19 protein-coding genes are annotated in these 14,590 nt (G+C 64.8%); 9 read left to right on the forward strand and 10 right to left on the reverse strand.

What is annotated here, in order from left to right; translation table 11 throughout:
- Nucleotides 1-23: 23 nt before the first annotated feature.
- From LCL94_RS06935 to LCL94_RS06955, 5 genes are read left to right on the forward strand one after another with little or no spacing between them, the layout of a single operon-like run.
- On the forward strand, nt 24-623 hold the full coding sequence (locus LCL94_RS06935) for a protein-L-isoaspartate O-methyltransferase family protein (protein WP_224831570.1): 600 nt from the start codon (nt 24-26) through the stop codon (nt 621-623).
- Nucleotides 624-2,126, forward strand: a complete 1,503-nt coding sequence (locus tag LCL94_RS06940; protein WP_224831571.1) for a TolC family outer membrane protein — start codon at nt 624-626, stop codon at nt 2,124-2,126. It begins immediately after the preceding gene.
- Nucleotides 2,127-2,182: 56 nt separating this feature from the next.
- The gene (locus LCL94_RS06945) at nt 2,183-2,689 is read left to right on the forward strand and encodes a DUF2497 domain-containing protein (protein ID WP_224831572.1); all 507 of its coding nucleotides are present in this window, start codon (nt 2,183-2,185) and stop codon (nt 2,687-2,689) included.
- 43 nt (nt 2,690-2,732) lie between these two features.
- Entirely contained in the window at nt 2,733-4,853 is a 2,121-nt protein-coding gene (locus tag LCL94_RS06950) for an alpha/beta hydrolase family protein (RefSeq protein WP_224831573.1), read from the forward strand.
- On the forward strand, nt 4,846-5,217 hold the full coding sequence (locus LCL94_RS06955; protein ID WP_224831574.1) for a (2Fe-2S) ferredoxin domain-containing protein: 372 nt from the start codon (nt 4,846-4,848) through the stop codon (nt 5,215-5,217). The genes LCL94_RS06950 and LCL94_RS06955 overlap by 8 nt, the downstream gene beginning before the upstream one ends.
- Here LCL94_RS06955 and LCL94_RS06960 read toward each other — a convergent pair.
- The gene (locus tag LCL94_RS06960; protein ID WP_224831575.1) at nt 5,214-5,513 is read right to left on the reverse strand and encodes a hypothetical protein; all 300 of its coding nucleotides are present in this window, start codon (nt 5,511-5,513) and stop codon (nt 5,214-5,216) included. The genes LCL94_RS06955 and LCL94_RS06960 overlap by 4 nt on opposite strands.
- Before the next feature lie 111 nt (nt 5,514-5,624).
- On the opposite strand from LCL94_RS06960, the gene LCL94_RS06965 reads away from it, so the two are divergent.
- The 3 genes from LCL94_RS06965 to xth are packed head-to-tail and all read left to right on the forward strand — an operon-like array spanning nt 5,625 to nt 7,241.
- On the forward strand, nt 5,625-6,056 hold the full coding sequence (locus LCL94_RS06965) for a CBS domain-containing protein (RefSeq protein WP_224832676.1): 432 nt from the start codon (nt 5,625-5,627) through the stop codon (nt 6,054-6,056).
- 31 nt (nt 6,057-6,087) lie between these two features.
- On the forward strand, nt 6,088-6,417 hold the full coding sequence (locus LCL94_RS06970) for a HesB/IscA family protein (RefSeq protein WP_224831576.1): 330 nt from the start codon (nt 6,088-6,090) through the stop codon (nt 6,415-6,417).
- 38 nt (nt 6,418-6,455) lie between these two features.
- Nucleotides 6,456-7,241: an exodeoxyribonuclease III gene (gene xth / locus LCL94_RS06975; RefSeq protein ID WP_224831577.1), complete on the forward strand. Its 786-nt coding sequence runs from the start codon at nt 6,456-6,458 to the stop codon at nt 7,239-7,241.
- Nucleotides 7,242-7,312: 71 nt separating this feature from the next.
- Here the strand turns inward: xth and LCL94_RS06980 are convergent, their stop codons facing one another.
- From LCL94_RS06980 to LCL94_RS07020, 9 genes are all read right to left on the reverse strand, one after another.
- Nucleotides 7,313-7,966, reverse strand: a complete 654-nt coding sequence (locus tag LCL94_RS06980) for a cell wall hydrolase (protein ID WP_224831578.1) — start codon at nt 7,964-7,966, stop codon at nt 7,313-7,315.
- A 200-nt stretch (nt 7,967-8,166) separates the two neighbouring features.
- Complete coding sequence (locus LCL94_RS06985; protein WP_224831579.1) at nt 8,167-8,505, reverse strand: DUF1491 family protein; 339 nt, start codon at nt 8,503-8,505, stop codon at nt 8,167-8,169.
- Nucleotides 8,506-8,513: 8 nt separating this feature from the next.
- A complete protein-coding gene (locus tag LCL94_RS06990) occupies nt 8,514-8,972 on the reverse strand; it encodes a PaaI family thioesterase (RefSeq protein ID WP_224831580.1) in 459 nt (152 codons plus the stop codon).
- Nucleotides 8,973-8,986: 14 nt separating this feature from the next.
- Nucleotides 8,987-9,556: a ribosome hibernation-promoting factor, HPF/YfiA family gene (gene hpf / locus LCL94_RS06995; RefSeq protein WP_224831581.1), complete on the reverse strand. Its 570-nt coding sequence runs from the start codon at nt 9,554-9,556 to the stop codon at nt 8,987-8,989.
- A gap of 68 nt (nt 9,557-9,624) precedes the next feature.
- The gene (gene dnaQ, locus LCL94_RS07000) at nt 9,625-10,311 is read right to left on the reverse strand and encodes a DNA polymerase III subunit epsilon (protein ID WP_222554765.1); all 687 of its coding nucleotides are present in this window, start codon (nt 10,309-10,311) and stop codon (nt 9,625-9,627) included.
- 41 nt (nt 10,312-10,352) lie between these two features.
- On the reverse strand, nt 10,353-10,955 hold the full coding sequence (gene coaE, locus LCL94_RS07005) for a dephospho-CoA kinase (protein ID WP_224831582.1): 603 nt from the start codon (nt 10,953-10,955) through the stop codon (nt 10,353-10,355).
- Nucleotides 10,952-11,806 carry a shikimate dehydrogenase family protein gene (locus LCL94_RS07010; protein WP_224831583.1) on the reverse strand — a complete coding sequence of 285 codons (855 nt, stop codon included), beginning with the start codon at nt 11,804-11,806 and terminating at the stop codon, nt 10,952-10,954. The genes coaE and LCL94_RS07010 overlap by 4 nt, the downstream gene beginning before the upstream one ends.
- The gene (locus LCL94_RS07015) at nt 11,803-12,399 is read right to left on the reverse strand and encodes a Maf family protein (RefSeq protein ID WP_224831584.1); all 597 of its coding nucleotides are present in this window, start codon (nt 12,397-12,399) and stop codon (nt 11,803-11,805) included. Before LCL94_RS07015 ends, LCL94_RS07010 begins: the two co-directional genes overlap by 4 nt.
- Nucleotides 12,396-13,286 carry a pyruvate, water dikinase regulatory protein gene (locus LCL94_RS07020; RefSeq protein WP_224831585.1) on the reverse strand — a complete coding sequence of 297 codons (891 nt, stop codon included), beginning with the start codon at nt 13,284-13,286 and terminating at the stop codon, nt 12,396-12,398. Before LCL94_RS07020 ends, LCL94_RS07015 begins: the two co-directional genes overlap by 4 nt.
- Before the next feature lie 278 nt (nt 13,287-13,564).
- On the opposite strand from LCL94_RS07020, the gene hemE reads away from it, so the two are divergent.
- On the forward strand, nt 13,565-14,590 hold the full coding sequence (gene hemE, locus LCL94_RS07025; protein WP_224831586.1) for a uroporphyrinogen decarboxylase: 1,026 nt from the start codon (nt 13,565-13,567) through the stop codon (nt 14,588-14,590).

The raw sequence follows: 14,590 nt of genomic DNA on the forward strand, positions 1-14,590 counted from the left end.
TGTAATACAGCCCCCGGATTATCATGACCACTCAGACTCAGACCCGCCCCGACTATGCCGCCGCCCGCAAGGCGATGATCGACAGCCAGCTGCGCACCAGCGGCGTGAACGAGGCTTTCGTTCTCGAACGCATGGGCACTGTTGCGCGCGAAGATTTCGTGCCGGATAGCGCCAAGGGCACCGCTTACATGGACCGGGCCATCCGCCTCGCCGATGGCGGCTTCCTACCCGCACCGCTGTTCCACGGTGCGATGCTGGCCGAAGCCCGCCCGACGAGCGAGGACAAGGTGCTCGTGATCGATGCCGGCAGCGGCTACCTGCCCGCGCTGGTCAAGCCGCTGGTCGCATCGCTCGACGTGACCAGCCCGGACAAGGCAGCAAACGCCAAGAAGAAGGGCGAGTACACGCTCGTGCTCGTCGACGGGGCTATCGAACACATTCCTGCCGGGCTCGCCAAGCTGGTGGCCGACAATGGCCGCATCGTGACCGGCCTGGTTGAGCGGGGCGTCACGCGCCTCGCAACGGGTCGCAAGGCCGGCAAGGCGCTGGGCCTGCTGCCGCTCGCAGAGATGGGCATTCCGCGCCTCGGCGCATTCGACAAACCGGCAAGCTGGAGTTTCTGAATGGCATTGGGAGGGTTTCGGGCAGGACTGGCTATTTCGGCGAGCATTGCCGCAATCGCTTTTCCGCAGGGGGCGGTGCATGCCGACACGCTGCAGGAAGCGCTGACTGACGCCTATCTCTACAATCCCACGCTCGAGGCAGCGCGCGCCCAGCTGCGCGCCACCGACGAGAACGTCCCGATCGAGAAATCGGCAGGCCTTCCTTCCGTCGACGGCACGGCGAGCGTGACCGAATTCCTCAAGCAGAACTCCACCAGCTTCTTCGCGCCCGAGCGCGCACTGGTCGCAGGCGTCGATCTCGGTGTGCCGATCTATTCGGGCGGTGCGGTGAAGAATTCCATCCGCGCCGCGGAAGAGCGCGTGCAGGCCGGCAGGGCCGATTTGCGCGCCACCGAAAGCGCCATCTTCTCGCGCGTCGTGGCCGCCTACATGGACGTGCTGCGCGGGCAGGCGCTCGTCGCGCTTTCGTCCAACCAGGTCGATGTCCTTTCGGTCAATGTCCAGGCAACCAGCGACCGGTTCGAAATCGGCGACCTGACCCGCACCGATGTTGCCCAGTCGCAGGCCCGTTTGGCCGTTGCGCAGGGCGATCTGAGGACTTCGCAGGCAAACCTAATCGCCGCGCGCGAAAACTATATCGCGCTGGTCGGCGATGCGCCGAACGACCTTGCCCCGCCGCCGCCCCTGCCGGGCCTTCCCGGCGATGTGGAGACCGCGGTCGATGTGGCGCTGGAACACAATCCCGACCTGATCGCCGCGCAGGAACGCGCTGCGGCGGCAGGCTACGACATCAATGTCGCCGGTTCGGGCCGCCTGCCGCGCGTCTCGATCTTCGCGGGCTACGACTACCAGAATTTCCTCGGCAGCATTCCCGACGGGTTCGAGGATCCGCAGGACCCCACCAGCCCGCGCATTCCCAGCGACCAGACCGCGACCGCCGCCTCGGCCGGTGTCTCGCTGCGCCTGCCGATCTTCCAGGGCGGGCGGACGGCCGCGCTGCAGCGCCAGGCACAGGCTCGCGCCTCGGCAGCCCTCGAAACCGTGATCGCGACCGAGCGCGACGTGATTGCGCAGGTCCGTTCGGCCTGGTCGAGCTGGCAGGCCTCGCTCGCCATCATCGAAAGCTCGCAGAGCGCGGTGGCCGCTGCCGAGCTGAGCCTCGAAGGCGTGCGCGCGGAAAACTCCATCGGCAACCGCACCATCCTCGACGTGCTCAATGCCGAACAGGAACTTTTGCAGAGCCGCGTCCAGCTCGTGACCGCGCGCCGCAACGCCTATGTGGCGGGCTTCTCGCTGCTGGCCGCAATGGGCCGCGCCGAGGCGCGCGACCTCGGCCTCGGCGACGAGGGTGTGCTGTACGATCCGGTCGCCAATTACGACCGCGTGCGCGGCAATATTTGGGACTGGAGCCGCGATCCGGACCCGGTCACCAAGTCGCCGCGCACGGTGGAAGTGCCCGCACCGACAGCGGAAATTCCCGAATCTGCTGACTCTGGCGAATAGGCTGGGCTATAGTGTGCGTCCCGATTCGGGATTCCAGTGAGGATGCAGGGGTAGGCATGGGACAGCAGGGCGAACCGTCGGTCGAAGAGATCCTCGACTCGATCAAGAAGGTCATTGCGCGCGACAGCGAACAGCGCGGCGAAATGATCGCCGACCGCCGCAAGCGCCGCGGCCTCGTGACCGAAGCTGCCGAGCCCGCCGATGCAGACGAGGCAGAAGAAGTGCTCGAACTGGGTGCAGACCTGGGCGAGGAACTGGTGGTCGAGGCTGACGACGTCGAAGCCTCTGCGGCAGCCGTTTCGGAAGATGACGACGATGAGGAAGACGCCCTGACCCGCGGCGACACGCGCGAAGCCATGCGTCAGAATTTCGCCGCGCTCGCCATGCTCGCCCAGCCGGGCAAACAGCCGCAGATCGTGCGCCAGGGCGAAACCTCGCTCGAAGGTCTGACCCGTGAATTGCTGCGCCCGATGCTGGCCGAATGGCTCGACAAGAACCTGCCCGGCATGGTCGAAGAGCTGGTCAAGGCCGAGATCGCGCGCATCGCCGGCAAGAAGAGCTAACCCCCCTACCCTTGCCATAATTGTCGCGCTACACCGCGCGGCCATGACAGCACGCATCCGGGCCGCATTCCCGCTCGCCAGCGCCTTTGCGCTTCTCGCCACCCCGCTCGCCGCGCATGACGCGCGCGCGCCGATGAGTGCCGAGGATCTCGTCACCATGCCGCGCCTCGGCAGCCCCACGGTAAATCCGGAAGGGACGCTGGCTGTTTATTCGGTCACGACGACCGATCCGGAAAGCTACAAGCGTTCGGGCAAGCTCTACCTGCGTTCGCTTGCCGACGTGGACAGCGCGCCCGTCGCGCTCGACCTCGAAGGTTCCTCAGCGAGCTTCGGCGATGACGGCTGGCTCTACTACATGGCCGATGGCGCTGGCGACAATGCCACAACGCAGGTCTGGCGCGCCCGCATCGGTTCCGACGGCTCGGTTTCGGACGCGGCACAGGTCACCGCCCTGCCCCGCGCGGTCAATGGCTACAGCGTCGCGCGCGACGGCCGCCGGATCGCCATTTGGACCGACATCGCACGCAGCTGCACGCGTATCGATTGCGACGACAGCGCGAAGAAATACCTGCCCGGCCCCGGCGACGGTCGTCTCTACGAAGGCGATGGCGGTCTTTACCGGCATTGGGACACCTGGGAGACGCCGGGCACCCTGAGCCGCGTATTCGCTTTCCCGCTTGAAAACGGCATCGCCAGCGGCACGGGCACGCCCGTGGACGGGCCGCTCGGTGCCGGCGGGCCCAATGGCGACACGCCGACCATGCCCTTCGGCGGCGGCGAGGATGTCGCATGGGCGGCAGATGGCAAGGGTGTGTTCTTCACCGCGCGCGAAGCGGATGCGAAGGAGCCCTATTCGACCAATCTCGACATCTGGTTCTCCGACCTGTCGGGCAATGCGCCGGTCAATCTGACCAAGGCCAACGAGGCGCTCGACGCGCTGCCAACCCCTTCGCCCGATGGCCAGTACCTCGCCTATGTCGCCATGGAGCGGCCGACTTACGAGGCGGACCGGCAGGTCATCATGCTGCGCGACCTCAAGACCGGCGTCACCACACCGCTGACCGCGAGTTTCGACCGCAGCTTCGGCAGCATCGCCTGGACCCCGGATTCGCGCTGGATCGTGGCGAGTGCGCAGGACGTCCTCGACACCCCCGCTTTCCGCATCGATCCGCGCACCGGCGCGGTCGAACGGCTCGACCTGATGGCCGGCAACGAAGCCCACATCGGCAATATCGTTCCGCTGCATGGCGGCGATTTGCTGTTCACCCGCGATTCGATCGGCGCGCCGGCCGAGCTTTACCTGTCGCGCGACTGGACGCAGGCCAAGCCGCTGACGCAGGTCGCCATGCAGGCGATCGGCAAGCTTGCCCCTGTCGTGGTCGAGCGTTTCAGCTTCAAGGGCGCGAACGGCGACACCGTCTGGGGCCAAATCACCAAGCTTGACGGGCATGACGGCAAGATGCCCGCCATCCTCTACGTCCACGGCGGCCCGCAGGGCTCGTTCAACGACGGCTGGTCGAGCCGCTGGAACCCGCGCGTCGTCGCCAGCCAGGGCTATGCGGTCATCTCGGTCGATTTCCACGGTTCCACCGGATACGGTCAGGCCTTCACCGATGCGATCCGCAACGACTGGGGCGGAAAGCCGCTCGAAGACCTCCAGCTTGGCCTTGCCGCCGCGCTCGAGCGGGACAAGCAGATCGACGGCAGCCGCGCCTGCGCCATGGGGGCAAGCTACGGCGGCTACATGATGAACTGGATCGCCGGGAAATGGCCCGACCGGTTCGACTGCCTCGTGCAGCACGACGGCCTATTTGACATGCGCAGCTTCTATTACACCACCGAAGAGCTGTGGTTTCCGAAGTGGGAATTCGGCGGAAGCTATGCGGAGAACAGCGAGGAATACGAGCGCTGGAACCCGGTCAACCACGTCGACAAGTGGCAGACCCCGATGCTGGTGATCACCGGCGAAAAGGACTTCCGCGTTCCCTATACGCAGGGCCTAGCCAGCTTCACGGCGTTGCAGGAGCGCAATATCCCGAGCCAGATGCTGGTCTTCCCGGGCGAGAACCACTGGGTGCTCGGCGCCAAGAACTCGCTGCAGTGGCACAACACCGTGTTCGCGTGGCTCGACCGGTGGCTGAAGCCGGACGGCGCGGGTGAGTAAGCTGGAGAAGGCGCAAAGGGCCTATGCGAAAATCGGCGCTTCGGGGCTGGAGCGCCAGATTTTCCTGTGTGCTGTCAGCGAGAAGCAGAAATGCTGTTCGCGCGACGAGGGCAAGGATGCCTGGAATTATCTGAAGAGGCGGCTGAAAGAGCTGGGCCTGGCGGGACCCGGCGGGACGGTTCAGCGGACCAAGGCCGATTGCCTCCAGGTCTGCGCCAAGGGGCCGATCGCCGTCGTCTGGCCCGAAAACGTCTGGTATCATTCCTGCGGCGAAGACGTGCTGGAAGCGATCATCCAGCGTCATCTGATCGGCGGGGTCCCGGTCGAGGAATACCGGCTGCGCGAGCCGGACAGCGCCGACTAGTCCTTGTTGCGCCAGCTGTCGCCGGTCGGGTCCTCGACGCTTTCATCGTGGCCGGTCCCCGAAGACAGGAACATCAGCCCCATCAGTGCGCCGGTCAGCAGCATGGTGAAACCGATGCCGAGCGCGATGGCGATGTAATAATGCACCGATGCCGCGCTCCCCTGCTTGTAGAGCAGGGCCATCGCGATGGCGACGATGCCGACCGTCAGCAGGAACAGGAAGCGCATGAGCCGCCGGAACCGCGCCCAGGCGAAGGCTGCCTGCTGGGGATCGTCGAGCGGCGATTTCTTGGTCATGCCCCCTCAATGGCGACGAGAAGCGCGCGCTTCAACGGTTTCACGCCGCCGGACTCGCCAATTGCGCCGGAAAATGTCATTCTTGCCGCACAGGCAACACAGGAGAGGCGCATGAACATCGGCAATCTCATCGAGGGGCGGGCGAGTTCCGACATCATCTCGGTGGAGGTCGGACAGTCCGTCCGCGAAGCCGTGCGTATCCTGGCAACGAAGCGTATCGGCGCCCTGCCCGTGCTCGAACAGGGCCGTGTCGCCGGCATCTTTTCCGAGCGCGACGTGATCCACCGCCTCGCCGACGAGGGCGAGGCCTGTCTCGACCGCAGGGTCGGCGACGTGATGACTTCGCCTGCCATTACGGTCGACCGCATGACAAGCATCGACGATGCACTGGGCCTGATGACCCGCCGGCGCATCCGCCACTTGCCGGTAATCGAGACCGAGATGATGTGCGGATTCATCTCCATCGGCGATCTCGTGAAGTTCCGGTACGACGAGGTGCAGCACGAGGCCGAAGCCATGCGGGAATATATCACGCACGCTTGAGCAGCAGCCTGACACTCCCTACATCGCGCCCATGGCCGAAATGCTCACCCTTACCCCGTCCGCTGCAAAGCGCGTTGCCGCGATTGCCGCCAAGCAGGCCAAGCCCGCAATCCTGCGCCTTTCGGTCGAAGGCGGGGGCTGTTCCGGTTTCCAGTACAAGTTCGACCTCGCCGAAGGTGCGGAGACCGACGACAGCGTCAGCGAAACCGATGGCGTGCGCCTGGTCGTCGACCCGGTCAGCCTCGACCTGGTCGCCGGCAGCACGGTCGATTTCGTGGAATCACTCGGCGGGGCAGCGTTCAAGGTCGAAAACCCGCAGGCAGCGGCCGGTTGCGGCTGCGGCTCGAGCTTCGGGATTTAGGTTAGACCCGGCGCAGCGTTTCGGGCATCACGCGGCCCATGCGTATTGCCAGCTTCAACATCAACGGGATCAAAGCCCGCCTTCCGCGTCTCAAGGAATGGCTAGAGGAAACGCGTCCCACCGTCGCCTGCCTGCAGGAAATAAAGACGATGGACGACGGCTTCCCCGCCGCCGAGTTCGAGGAAATCGGTTACAAGGCGATCTGGCACGGGCAGAAGAGCTTCAATGGCGTCGCCATCCTTGCCGATGGCGTGGAGCCGGTCGAAATCCAGCGCGGCCTCGGCATCGACGGCCCGAACGATGGCGAGGGAGAACAGGCACGCTACCTCGAAGCCGAGGTCAACGGCGTGCGCATCTGCAACCTCTACCTGCCCAACGGCAATCCGCACCCGGGTCCAAAGTTCGACTACAAGCTCGCCTGGATGGGCAAGTTGCGTGAACGCATGAAGGCCATCTGGGACGAGGAAGTGCCTGCCGTGGTGCTGGGCGATTACAACGTCATTCCCGAAGACAAGGACGTCTGGTCACCCAAGGCGATGGCATCGGACGCGCTGATGCAGCCCGAAGCGCGCGATGCCTACAAGCGCCTGCTCGGCGACGGCTGGACCGATGCGATCGATACGCTCAATCCGCGTGGCGGCGTGTGGACCTATTGGGACTACCAGGCCGGTGCCTGGCAGCGCGATCACGGGTTCCGGATCGACCACATCCTGCTCTCGCCCGAACTGGCCGATCGCATGACGGCGGCCGGCGTCGACAAGGAATACCGGGGCCGCGAGAAATCGAGCGACCACACGCCCGTGTGGGTCGAACTGCGCAGCTGAGCGCCTTCGCAAAGGAAAGGGCCGCCCCGCACCACGGCGGGGGGACCCCAATCTGATACCTTCTGGCGGACTTAACGGTAGAAGATGTGCGTATTGATCGTCGCGCGGGCGACCTTGCGCTTCGCCCAGCTCGGGCGGACGTAATTCGCGTGGAAGTACAGCGAATCGTCGGCAGCGCTGTCCCACAGGCCCTGATGGGCGATGCGGGCGATCGCCTTGGCCCGCTTCCAGGCAGCAGAGTGCTGCTTGATGCTGGGCATCCGGCCGCCGCGCACGAAGCTGAACTGCGAGCGCTGGAAAACCACGCCACAATAGCTCGACGGGAACTGGCGCGATTCGCTGCGGTTGATGATCACCTGGGCAACGGCAAGCTGGCCTTCGAGCGGCTCGCCGCGGGATTCGAAGTAGATCGCGCCGGCAAGGCAGCGCATTTCTTCCGACAGCTGGCCGGCTGCGGGCATGGAGGCGACGAGGTCGTGCAGGCTGGCGGCCTGCGCTGCGTCGTCGGAAATCTCGTCGGTGGATTCCGGTTCTTCCGGAATGTCCTGAACCACTTCGCCTTCGACGAAAACCGGGACAACCTCGTCGGTGAGGGCGGTTTCGGAGACAGTGGTAGTACGGTCCGCTTCTGCAGCGAGGACCGCGGCGCCGGTTTCTTCAGCCCCGGCAAGGCTCGCGATAAGCGTCGCGGCAGTCGCCGCGGCGGCAAACAAACTCTTTCGCATTATTCCGAATGACTAAGCGGTGAGCTCGCTGTCGCAGGCCGGGATCCACAGCGCGTTTCTGGCGCCATATGGTCGGATCCGATTGCGGTCCTGCCGCTTGCTCCCCGTCTGCGTGCTAGCCTGCCGACCCCATTGCCGTTGCAAGCCGCCTACGCATCGAAGCTGGGCGGCCAAATAGTCTCATTTGAAACCGTGTCAAGTTAACGGGCCCACTCTGCGACCAAGCGTTCCATTTCAGGGCCATCCAGTTCGAGAATCCAAAGATCGGGGTCACGGGCCATGCGGCGGGCCAGATAATCCTCGAATTCCCCTTTGTTTTCCGCATCTTGCTTCTTGGTACGCTCGAAAATCCGGTCGCCATCGAGACGCGGCAGGCGCTCCCAAAGCATTGTATTATTGCCACTATTGGTGGTTAATATCGCCAGGGTTCCCGCATCGCGTTCGCCGGACCGGAGGACCGTTGCAAAGCCGCCTTGCTGCTGTGCTGTCCGGATCAGGCCCGTTACTTCGAGGTGGGTGGGGAGGCGCGCGCCCTCCATGCCGACCCTCAGCCCGAATATCCGGCGAGGCTGGAAAGCGGGATGCGCGACTTCATGAACGTGCCCGTTCCACGCCCGATTTCGTCGCCTTCCTCGTCCACCAGGCGCGATTCGGCCACGAACACGCGGCGGCGCCCGCTGACCCAGCGCCCTTCCGCCACCACCTTTCCGGTCCGCACCGGCTTGGTGAAGTGGAGGTTGAAGGATGTCGTCAGCAGGAAACGGTCGGTCACCAGCGTGTTCGCCGCATAAAACGCCGCATCGTCGAGCATCTTGAAATAGATCGTGCCATGCGCAGCGCCGGCCGCGTGATAGGAGGCCTCGGTCACGTCGAAGACGATCCTTGCGCGGCCTTCGCCCGTCACCTCGAGTTGCGAGGCGAAGAGCGAGTTCACCGGGGCGGAGGCATAGAGCCGCTCGAGCGCACGCCAGTGCCGCTCGGCCCCGCTGGTAGCCGCCTCGTTCATCATTGCGTCCTTCTTTACCGGGGCTCGACCCAGCCGATCGAGCCGTCGGGGCGGCGATAGACCATGTTGTGCGCTTCGGTAGCCCCGTTCTTGAACAGGATGGCGTTGGTGTTCTGCAGATCGAGCATCATCACGGCATCGGCAACCGAACATTCCGGGATGATCGCGCTGGTTTCGGCGATGATCGGCGGGCTGTCGGCAGTGATTTCTTCCTCGGTGTCCGGTTCGGGCGCGGCGAAGATCGTATAGGCAGCCTCTTCCTCGCGCATGGCGTGCTGCGCCTGTTCGTGGCGGTCCTGTATGCGCCGCTTGTAGCGCCGCAGCTGCTTTTCGATCTTGCCGGCGGCCTGTTCGAAGGCCTGGTGCACGTCATGCGCCTCGGCATGGCCCTTGAGGATGAGGCCCTGCATCACATGCGTCACGATATCGGAGGTGTACGACCCGCCAGGCCCCTTGCCGAGAGTGATATGCGAGGAGATCGCACGGTTGAAATACTTGTCGACGATGCCTTGCATGCGGTCTTCGACATGGCTCTGCAAGGCAGCGCCGGTGTCGATCTGATGGCCTGAGACGCGAACATCCATATGGTATCTCCTCTATCGCACCCTGCCGATCCCTGGTCCGGCCCCGTCCGCCGGATGGGTACCTGAACCTATCCCCAGAGCGGGTTTTCGATCCCGGACATGAATTTCCTGTGCCGCGCGAGTTCTTCCTCGCTCGGAGCGTGGGGCCGCGGCTCGCGCCGGGGGCGGTCGGGCGCCTGGCGCACCGCAATGACTTCGCGCTCGACCCGGACCACCCGCTCGGCGGCCAGTTCGAGGCCGATCTGCCTGCCACCCTTGAGCTCGACATAGACCTGCGCCAGCAGTTCCGCGTCGAGCAGCGCGCCATGCTTCACACGGTGGCTGCGATCGATGCCGTAGCGCGTACACAGCGCGTCGAGCGAAAGCTTGGCCCCCGGGTGGCGCTTCTTGGCGATGGCGACGGTGTCGACCATGCGGCTGGTGCACACCGCCTCGCGTTCGCACAGCGCCAGCTCGGCATTGAGGAAGGCGAAGTCGAAACCGGCGTTATGCGCCACCAGCGGCGCATCGCCGATGAAGTCGAGCAATTCGTGCGCAATGTCGCGGAACAGCGGCTTGTCCGACAGGAACGAGGCCGACAGCCCATGAACGGCTTCCGCGCCGGCCGGCATGTCGCGTTCCGGATTGTAATAGGTGTGATAGGTCGCGCCGGTGGGAACGAGATTGAGCAGTTCGATGCAGCCTATTTCGACCATCCGGTCGCCGGTCCTTGGATCCAGCCCGGTGGTTTCGGTGTCGAAGACGATCTCGCGCATTGGCCCGACTATCGGACTCGCGCTGACGGATTACAAGAGGTTTAGCCGCGCTTTTCTTGGCGCAGCTTTTCGATGAGGGCGCGCACCGCCGCCTCGGTTTCGGCAAGGCTCGTACCGGTGTCGATTACGTGGTCGGCCCGCTCGCGCTTCTCGATATCGGGCACCTGGATCGAGAGGATGTGGGCGAATTTCTCGGGCGTCATGCCGGGACGCGCCAGCACGCGCTGGCGCTGCACCTCGGCCGGAGCCGAGACGACGATGACCGCGTCCACCGCCTGCGATCCGCCCTTTTCAAACAGGAGCGGGATGTCGAACACGACCATGTCCTGACCGGCATGCTCGATCAGGAAGGCCCCGCGTTTTTTGGCGACGGCAGGATGGACGATTCCCTCGAGCCGGGCGAGGGCTTGAGGATCGGCGAAAACCTGCTGGCCCAGCCGGTCGCGCAGCACGCCTTCAGAATCGGTGCTGCCGGGAAATTCCCGCTCGATCGCATCGACCAGTTCGCCGCCCGGGCCCTGCATGGCGCGCACTTCCCTGTCGGCGTCGAAGACCGGCACGCCGGCGCGTTCGAACATGGCGGCGACGGTGGATTTGCCCATGCCGATGGAGCCGGTCAGCCCGACGATGAGGGGGCGGGTCATGCCATCAGCCTTTCGCGCAGTTCGACATCGTGTCCGCGCGGGGGCTCGACGCCGAAGAAATGGGTGAATGCAGCCGCAGCTTGCCCGATCAGCATGGCGAGACCGTCGATGGTCTCGAAACCTGCCGACCGCGCCTGCCTGAGGAATTGGGTTTCGACCGGATCGGTCACGATATCGTAGGCAACGGAACCGGGGGGCGCATGGCTCCAGTCGAATTCGAGCGGCGGTTGGCCGCGCATGCCGAGCGGGGATGCGTTGATGACCAGGTCGCAGCAACCCTCGCGGTCGTCGAAGGCGAAATCGGTGGGTTTGGCGAAATGGTCGAGCGGCGCGACATGATGCTCCCCGCCCGGATCGAGTTCGCCGAGCAGAGCCTCGGCCTTGCCCGTGTCGCGCCCGGCAAGAACGAGGGTGAAACCTTCGCCTGCCAGTCCCGCGACAATGGCCCGCGCCGCGCCGCCCGTGCCGAGGATCCGGGCCATGCGGAAGTAATGCGTGGACTTGAGGCGTTCGCGCAGCGGCTCGAGAAAGCCTGCCACATCGGTGTTGCGTCCCACCAGCGCGCCGTCCGGTGCCCGGACGATGGTATTCACCGCACCGACACGGCGGGCGAGCGGTTCGAGCCGGTCGAGCATCGGAATGACCGCCTGCTTGTGCGGCATGGTGACATTGCAGCCGCGCCAGTCGGGATCGCCGCGCCGCTCGTCCAGAAAGGCAGCGAGATTGCCGGCGGTCACGTGGTGAGCACGATAGTCCGCATCGAGGCCGAGCTTGTCGATCCAGAACCCGTGGATCGCGGGCGACTTCGACTGGGCGATGGGATCGCCAATGACTTCCGCATAAATCGTCACGAGGGCAGGGCGCCTTCCTCGCGCAGCGCGTCCAGTACCTGCAGCAAAGGCATGCCGAGCACGGTGAACTGGTCGCCCATGATGCTGTCGAACAATTGGACGCCGGGCCCTTCGATCCGGAACACGCCGACGCAATAGGAAACCTCGGGCCATTCGGCATCGAGATAAGCCGCGATGAATTCTTCCGAGAGCTGGCGGACCTTCAGCCGGGCGAAGTCCGATCCCATCCACACGATGCGTCCGTCCCGCGCCAGAGCGGCGGCGCTGTGCAGCGTCATGACCTTGCCCGAAAAGAAGCGCAGGTGTTCTGCCGCCTGCTCGCGCGTGGCCGGCTTATCGAACCGCCGCCCCTCGACCTCGACCAGCGAATCGCTGCCTAGAACGAGGCCATTCGCCTCCACCGCAGTTGCCTTCGCCGCAGCCAGCGCCTGCGCGATTTCGGCCGGTTCGGCGTCTTCCATTTCCGCTTCGAGAGCGCGCTCGTTCACGTCGCCAGCGCGCGCCTCGAAAGCGACGCCTGCCGCTTCGAGCATCGCCTTGCGCGAGGCGGAATTCGAGGCGAGGACAATGCCTTCGCCCGCAATCGCACTCATATCGCCTTGCCTCCTTCGAATTCGCCTGCCGCCCTGTGGCTGCGTTCGCTGCACAGGCGGATGATCGCAGCTGCGGTTTCCTCGATCGAGCGGCGCGTCACATCGATCACCGGCCAGCCGTTATCGGCGAACATGCGGCGGGCGAAGGCGACTTCCGATTTCACCCGCTCGTTGTCGATATAGGCGGTCTGCGACTGTTCGTTGAGCGTCAGCAGGCGATTGCGGCGGATCTGGACCAGCCGTTCGGGCGCAGTGGTCAGACCCACGACCAGCGGCTTCTTCAGTTCGAACAGCTTGGGCGGCGGCGGGCTTTCCACCACCAGCGGGATGTTGGCCACCTTGTAGCCACGGTTGGCGAGGTAGATGCTGGTCGGCGTCTTGGAGCTGCGCGACACACCGGCCAGGACGATGTCCGCCTCTTCCCAGTTTTCCCAGCCGATCCCGTCGTCATGGGCGATGGTGAACTGGATTGCCTCGACACGTTCGAAATAGGCCTTGTCCATCTGGTGCTGGCGGCCCGGCCGGCCGTGCGCCTCCTGGCCCAGCGCCTTCTCCAGCGCTTCGGTCACGCGGTCGAGGATCGGCACGGCGGGCAGGCCGTTCTGGGTGCACACTTCCTCCAGCCGCGCGCGGGCTTCGGGATTGACGAGCGTGAACAGGACGAGGCCCGGATTGGCCTTGAGTTCGGGCACGATCCGGTCGAGATGCTGGCGCGAGCGCACCATCGGCCAGAAATGCCGGACGACATCCGCATCGTCGAACTGGGCGAGCGCGGCCTTGGCCAGCATTTCTAGCGTTTCACCGGTGGAATCGGACAGCAGGTGGAGGTGGATGCGGTCGGTTATGGTTGCGACTTTCGGCCTGTGGAGAAGCGCCGGATAAACCACGGGACAGGTCTGCCGACAAGTTCGGGGATGAATTCCCTCCCCGCTACGAGTCCTGTTCGGGGGCGATTCCCGCACAGCAAATCCGATTTATGCGCAGGCTGGGGACAGCAGGGATAAGTTTGACTCGACTCAAGCCATCTGCCGAGTCGCAATCCGCCCCTCGCCCTTTCCCTTGCTGGAGAAATGAGGCAGGGGGCCGCTATGCCCATTATCCACAGGGCCAACAGACTCCTTCAACTCTTATAATAATCATTTTTATTGGATTGGACTCTCTCTCGATGCCCGGCCTCCTGCTCGACACTCTGAACGGCAAGCGCGCGGACAAGGTGCCGCTCTGGCTCATGCGCCAGGCAGGCCGGTACCTTCCCGAATACCGTGCCCTGCGCGCCGAGAAGGGCGGCTTCCTTGCCATGGCCTATGACAGCGAAGCCGCGTGCGAGATCACGCTGCAGCCGATCGACCGGTTCGGTTTCGACGGGGCGATCCTGTTCTCCGATATCCTGATCGTGCCGCACGCCATGGGCCAGCATCTCGAATTCCTCGCCGGCGAAGGTCCCAAGCTCTCGCCGCCGCTGGTCGATGCCGCGCTCGAAGGGCTGGCGGCCGACCATTCGCGCTACGAGCCGATCTACCAGACCGTGCGCCTGTGCCGTCAGCGCCTGCCCGAAGGCGTCACCATGCTGGGCTTTGCCGGCAGTCCCTGGACCGTAGCCACCTACATGGTCGCAGGCGAGGGCAGCCGCGACCAGCACGATGCCCGCGCGCTTGCCTATCGCGATCCGGGCAAGCTGCAGGCGATCATCGACGCCATCATCGGCGAAACGGTCGAATATCTCTCCGGCCAAATCGAGGCGGGTGCCGAAGCGGTGCAGCTGTTCGATTCCTGGGCCGGCAGCCTTGCGCCCGACGAATTCGAACGCTGGGTCATCGCGCCCAATGCTGCGATCGTTGCTGCACTGGCACAGCGCCATCCCGACACCCCGGTGATCGGCTTCCCCAAGGGTTCGGGCGAGAAGCTGCCCGCCTATGCCCGCGAGACGGGCGTGAAGGCAGTCGGCGTGGATGAAACGCTCGATCCGCTGTGGGTTGCACGCGAATTGCCTGCCGGAATGGCCGTACAGGGCAATCTGGACCCGCTTTTGCTGCTTTCGGGTAGTCCGGCCCTCGAAGGGCGCATCAAGGCAATCCTCGAGGCTTTTTCGGACCGCCCCCATGTCTTCAACCTCGGCCACGGGATCGACCGGCGCACGCCGATCGAAAACGTCGAGCGGCTGATTGCCACCGTGCGCGGCTGGCAGGGGTGA

Origin of the sequence: Qipengyuania gaetbuli, from assembly GCF_020171365.1 — a bacterium.
GTDB classification, from domain to species: domain Bacteria; phylum Pseudomonadota; class Alphaproteobacteria; order Sphingomonadales; family Sphingomonadaceae; genus Qipengyuania; species Qipengyuania gaetbuli_B.

Coding starts and splice junctions, on each gene's coding strand:
- LCL94_RS06935 (WP_224831570.1), top strand. CDS start 24: ATGACCACTCAGACTCAGACCCGCCCCGACTATGCCGCCGCCCGCAAG.
- LCL94_RS06940 (WP_224831571.1), top strand. CDS start 624: ATGGCATTGGGAGGGTTTCGGGCAGGACTGGCTATTTCGGCGAGCATT.
- LCL94_RS06945 (WP_224831572.1), top strand. CDS start 2,183: ATGGGACAGCAGGGCGAACCGTCGGTCGAAGAGATCCTCGACTCGATC.
- LCL94_RS06950 (WP_224831573.1), top strand. CDS start 2,733: ATGACAGCACGCATCCGGGCCGCATTCCCGCTCGCCAGCGCCTTTGCG.
- LCL94_RS06960 (WP_224831575.1), bottom strand. CDS start 5,513: ATGACCAAGAAATCGCCGCTCGACGATCCCCAGCAGGCAGCCTTCGCC.
- LCL94_RS06965 (WP_224832676.1), top strand. CDS start 5,625: ATGAACATCGGCAATCTCATCGAGGGGCGGGCGAGTTCCGACATCATC.
- LCL94_RS06970 (WP_224831576.1), top strand. CDS start 6,088: ATGGCCGAAATGCTCACCCTTACCCCGTCCGCTGCAAAGCGCGTTGCC.
- xth (WP_224831577.1), top strand. CDS start 6,456: ATGCGTATTGCCAGCTTCAACATCAACGGGATCAAAGCCCGCCTTCCG.
- LCL94_RS06980 (WP_224831578.1), bottom strand. CDS start 7,966: ATGCGAAAGAGTTTGTTTGCCGCCGCGGCGACTGCCGCGACGCTTATC.
- LCL94_RS06985 (WP_224831579.1), bottom strand. CDS start 8,505: ATGGAGGGCGCGCGCCTCCCCACCCACCTCGAAGTAACGGGCCTGATC.
- LCL94_RS06990 (WP_224831580.1), bottom strand. CDS start 8,972: ATGAACGAGGCGGCTACCAGCGGGGCCGAGCGGCACTGGCGTGCGCTC.
- hpf (WP_224831581.1), bottom strand. CDS start 9,556: ATGGATGTTCGCGTCTCAGGCCATCAGATCGACACCGGCGCTGCCTTG.
- dnaQ (WP_222554765.1), bottom strand. CDS start 10,311: ATGCGCGAGATCGTCTTCGACACCGAAACCACCGGGCTGGATCCAAGG.
- coaE (WP_224831582.1), bottom strand. CDS start 10,955: ATGACCCGCCCCCTCATCGTCGGGCTGACCGGCTCCATCGGCATGGGC.
- LCL94_RS07015 (WP_224831584.1), bottom strand. CDS start 12,399: ATGAGTGCGATTGCGGGCGAAGGCATTGTCCTCGCCTCGAATTCCGCC.
- hemE (WP_224831586.1), top strand. CDS start 13,565: ATGCCCGGCCTCCTGCTCGACACTCTGAACGGCAAGCGCGCGGACAAG.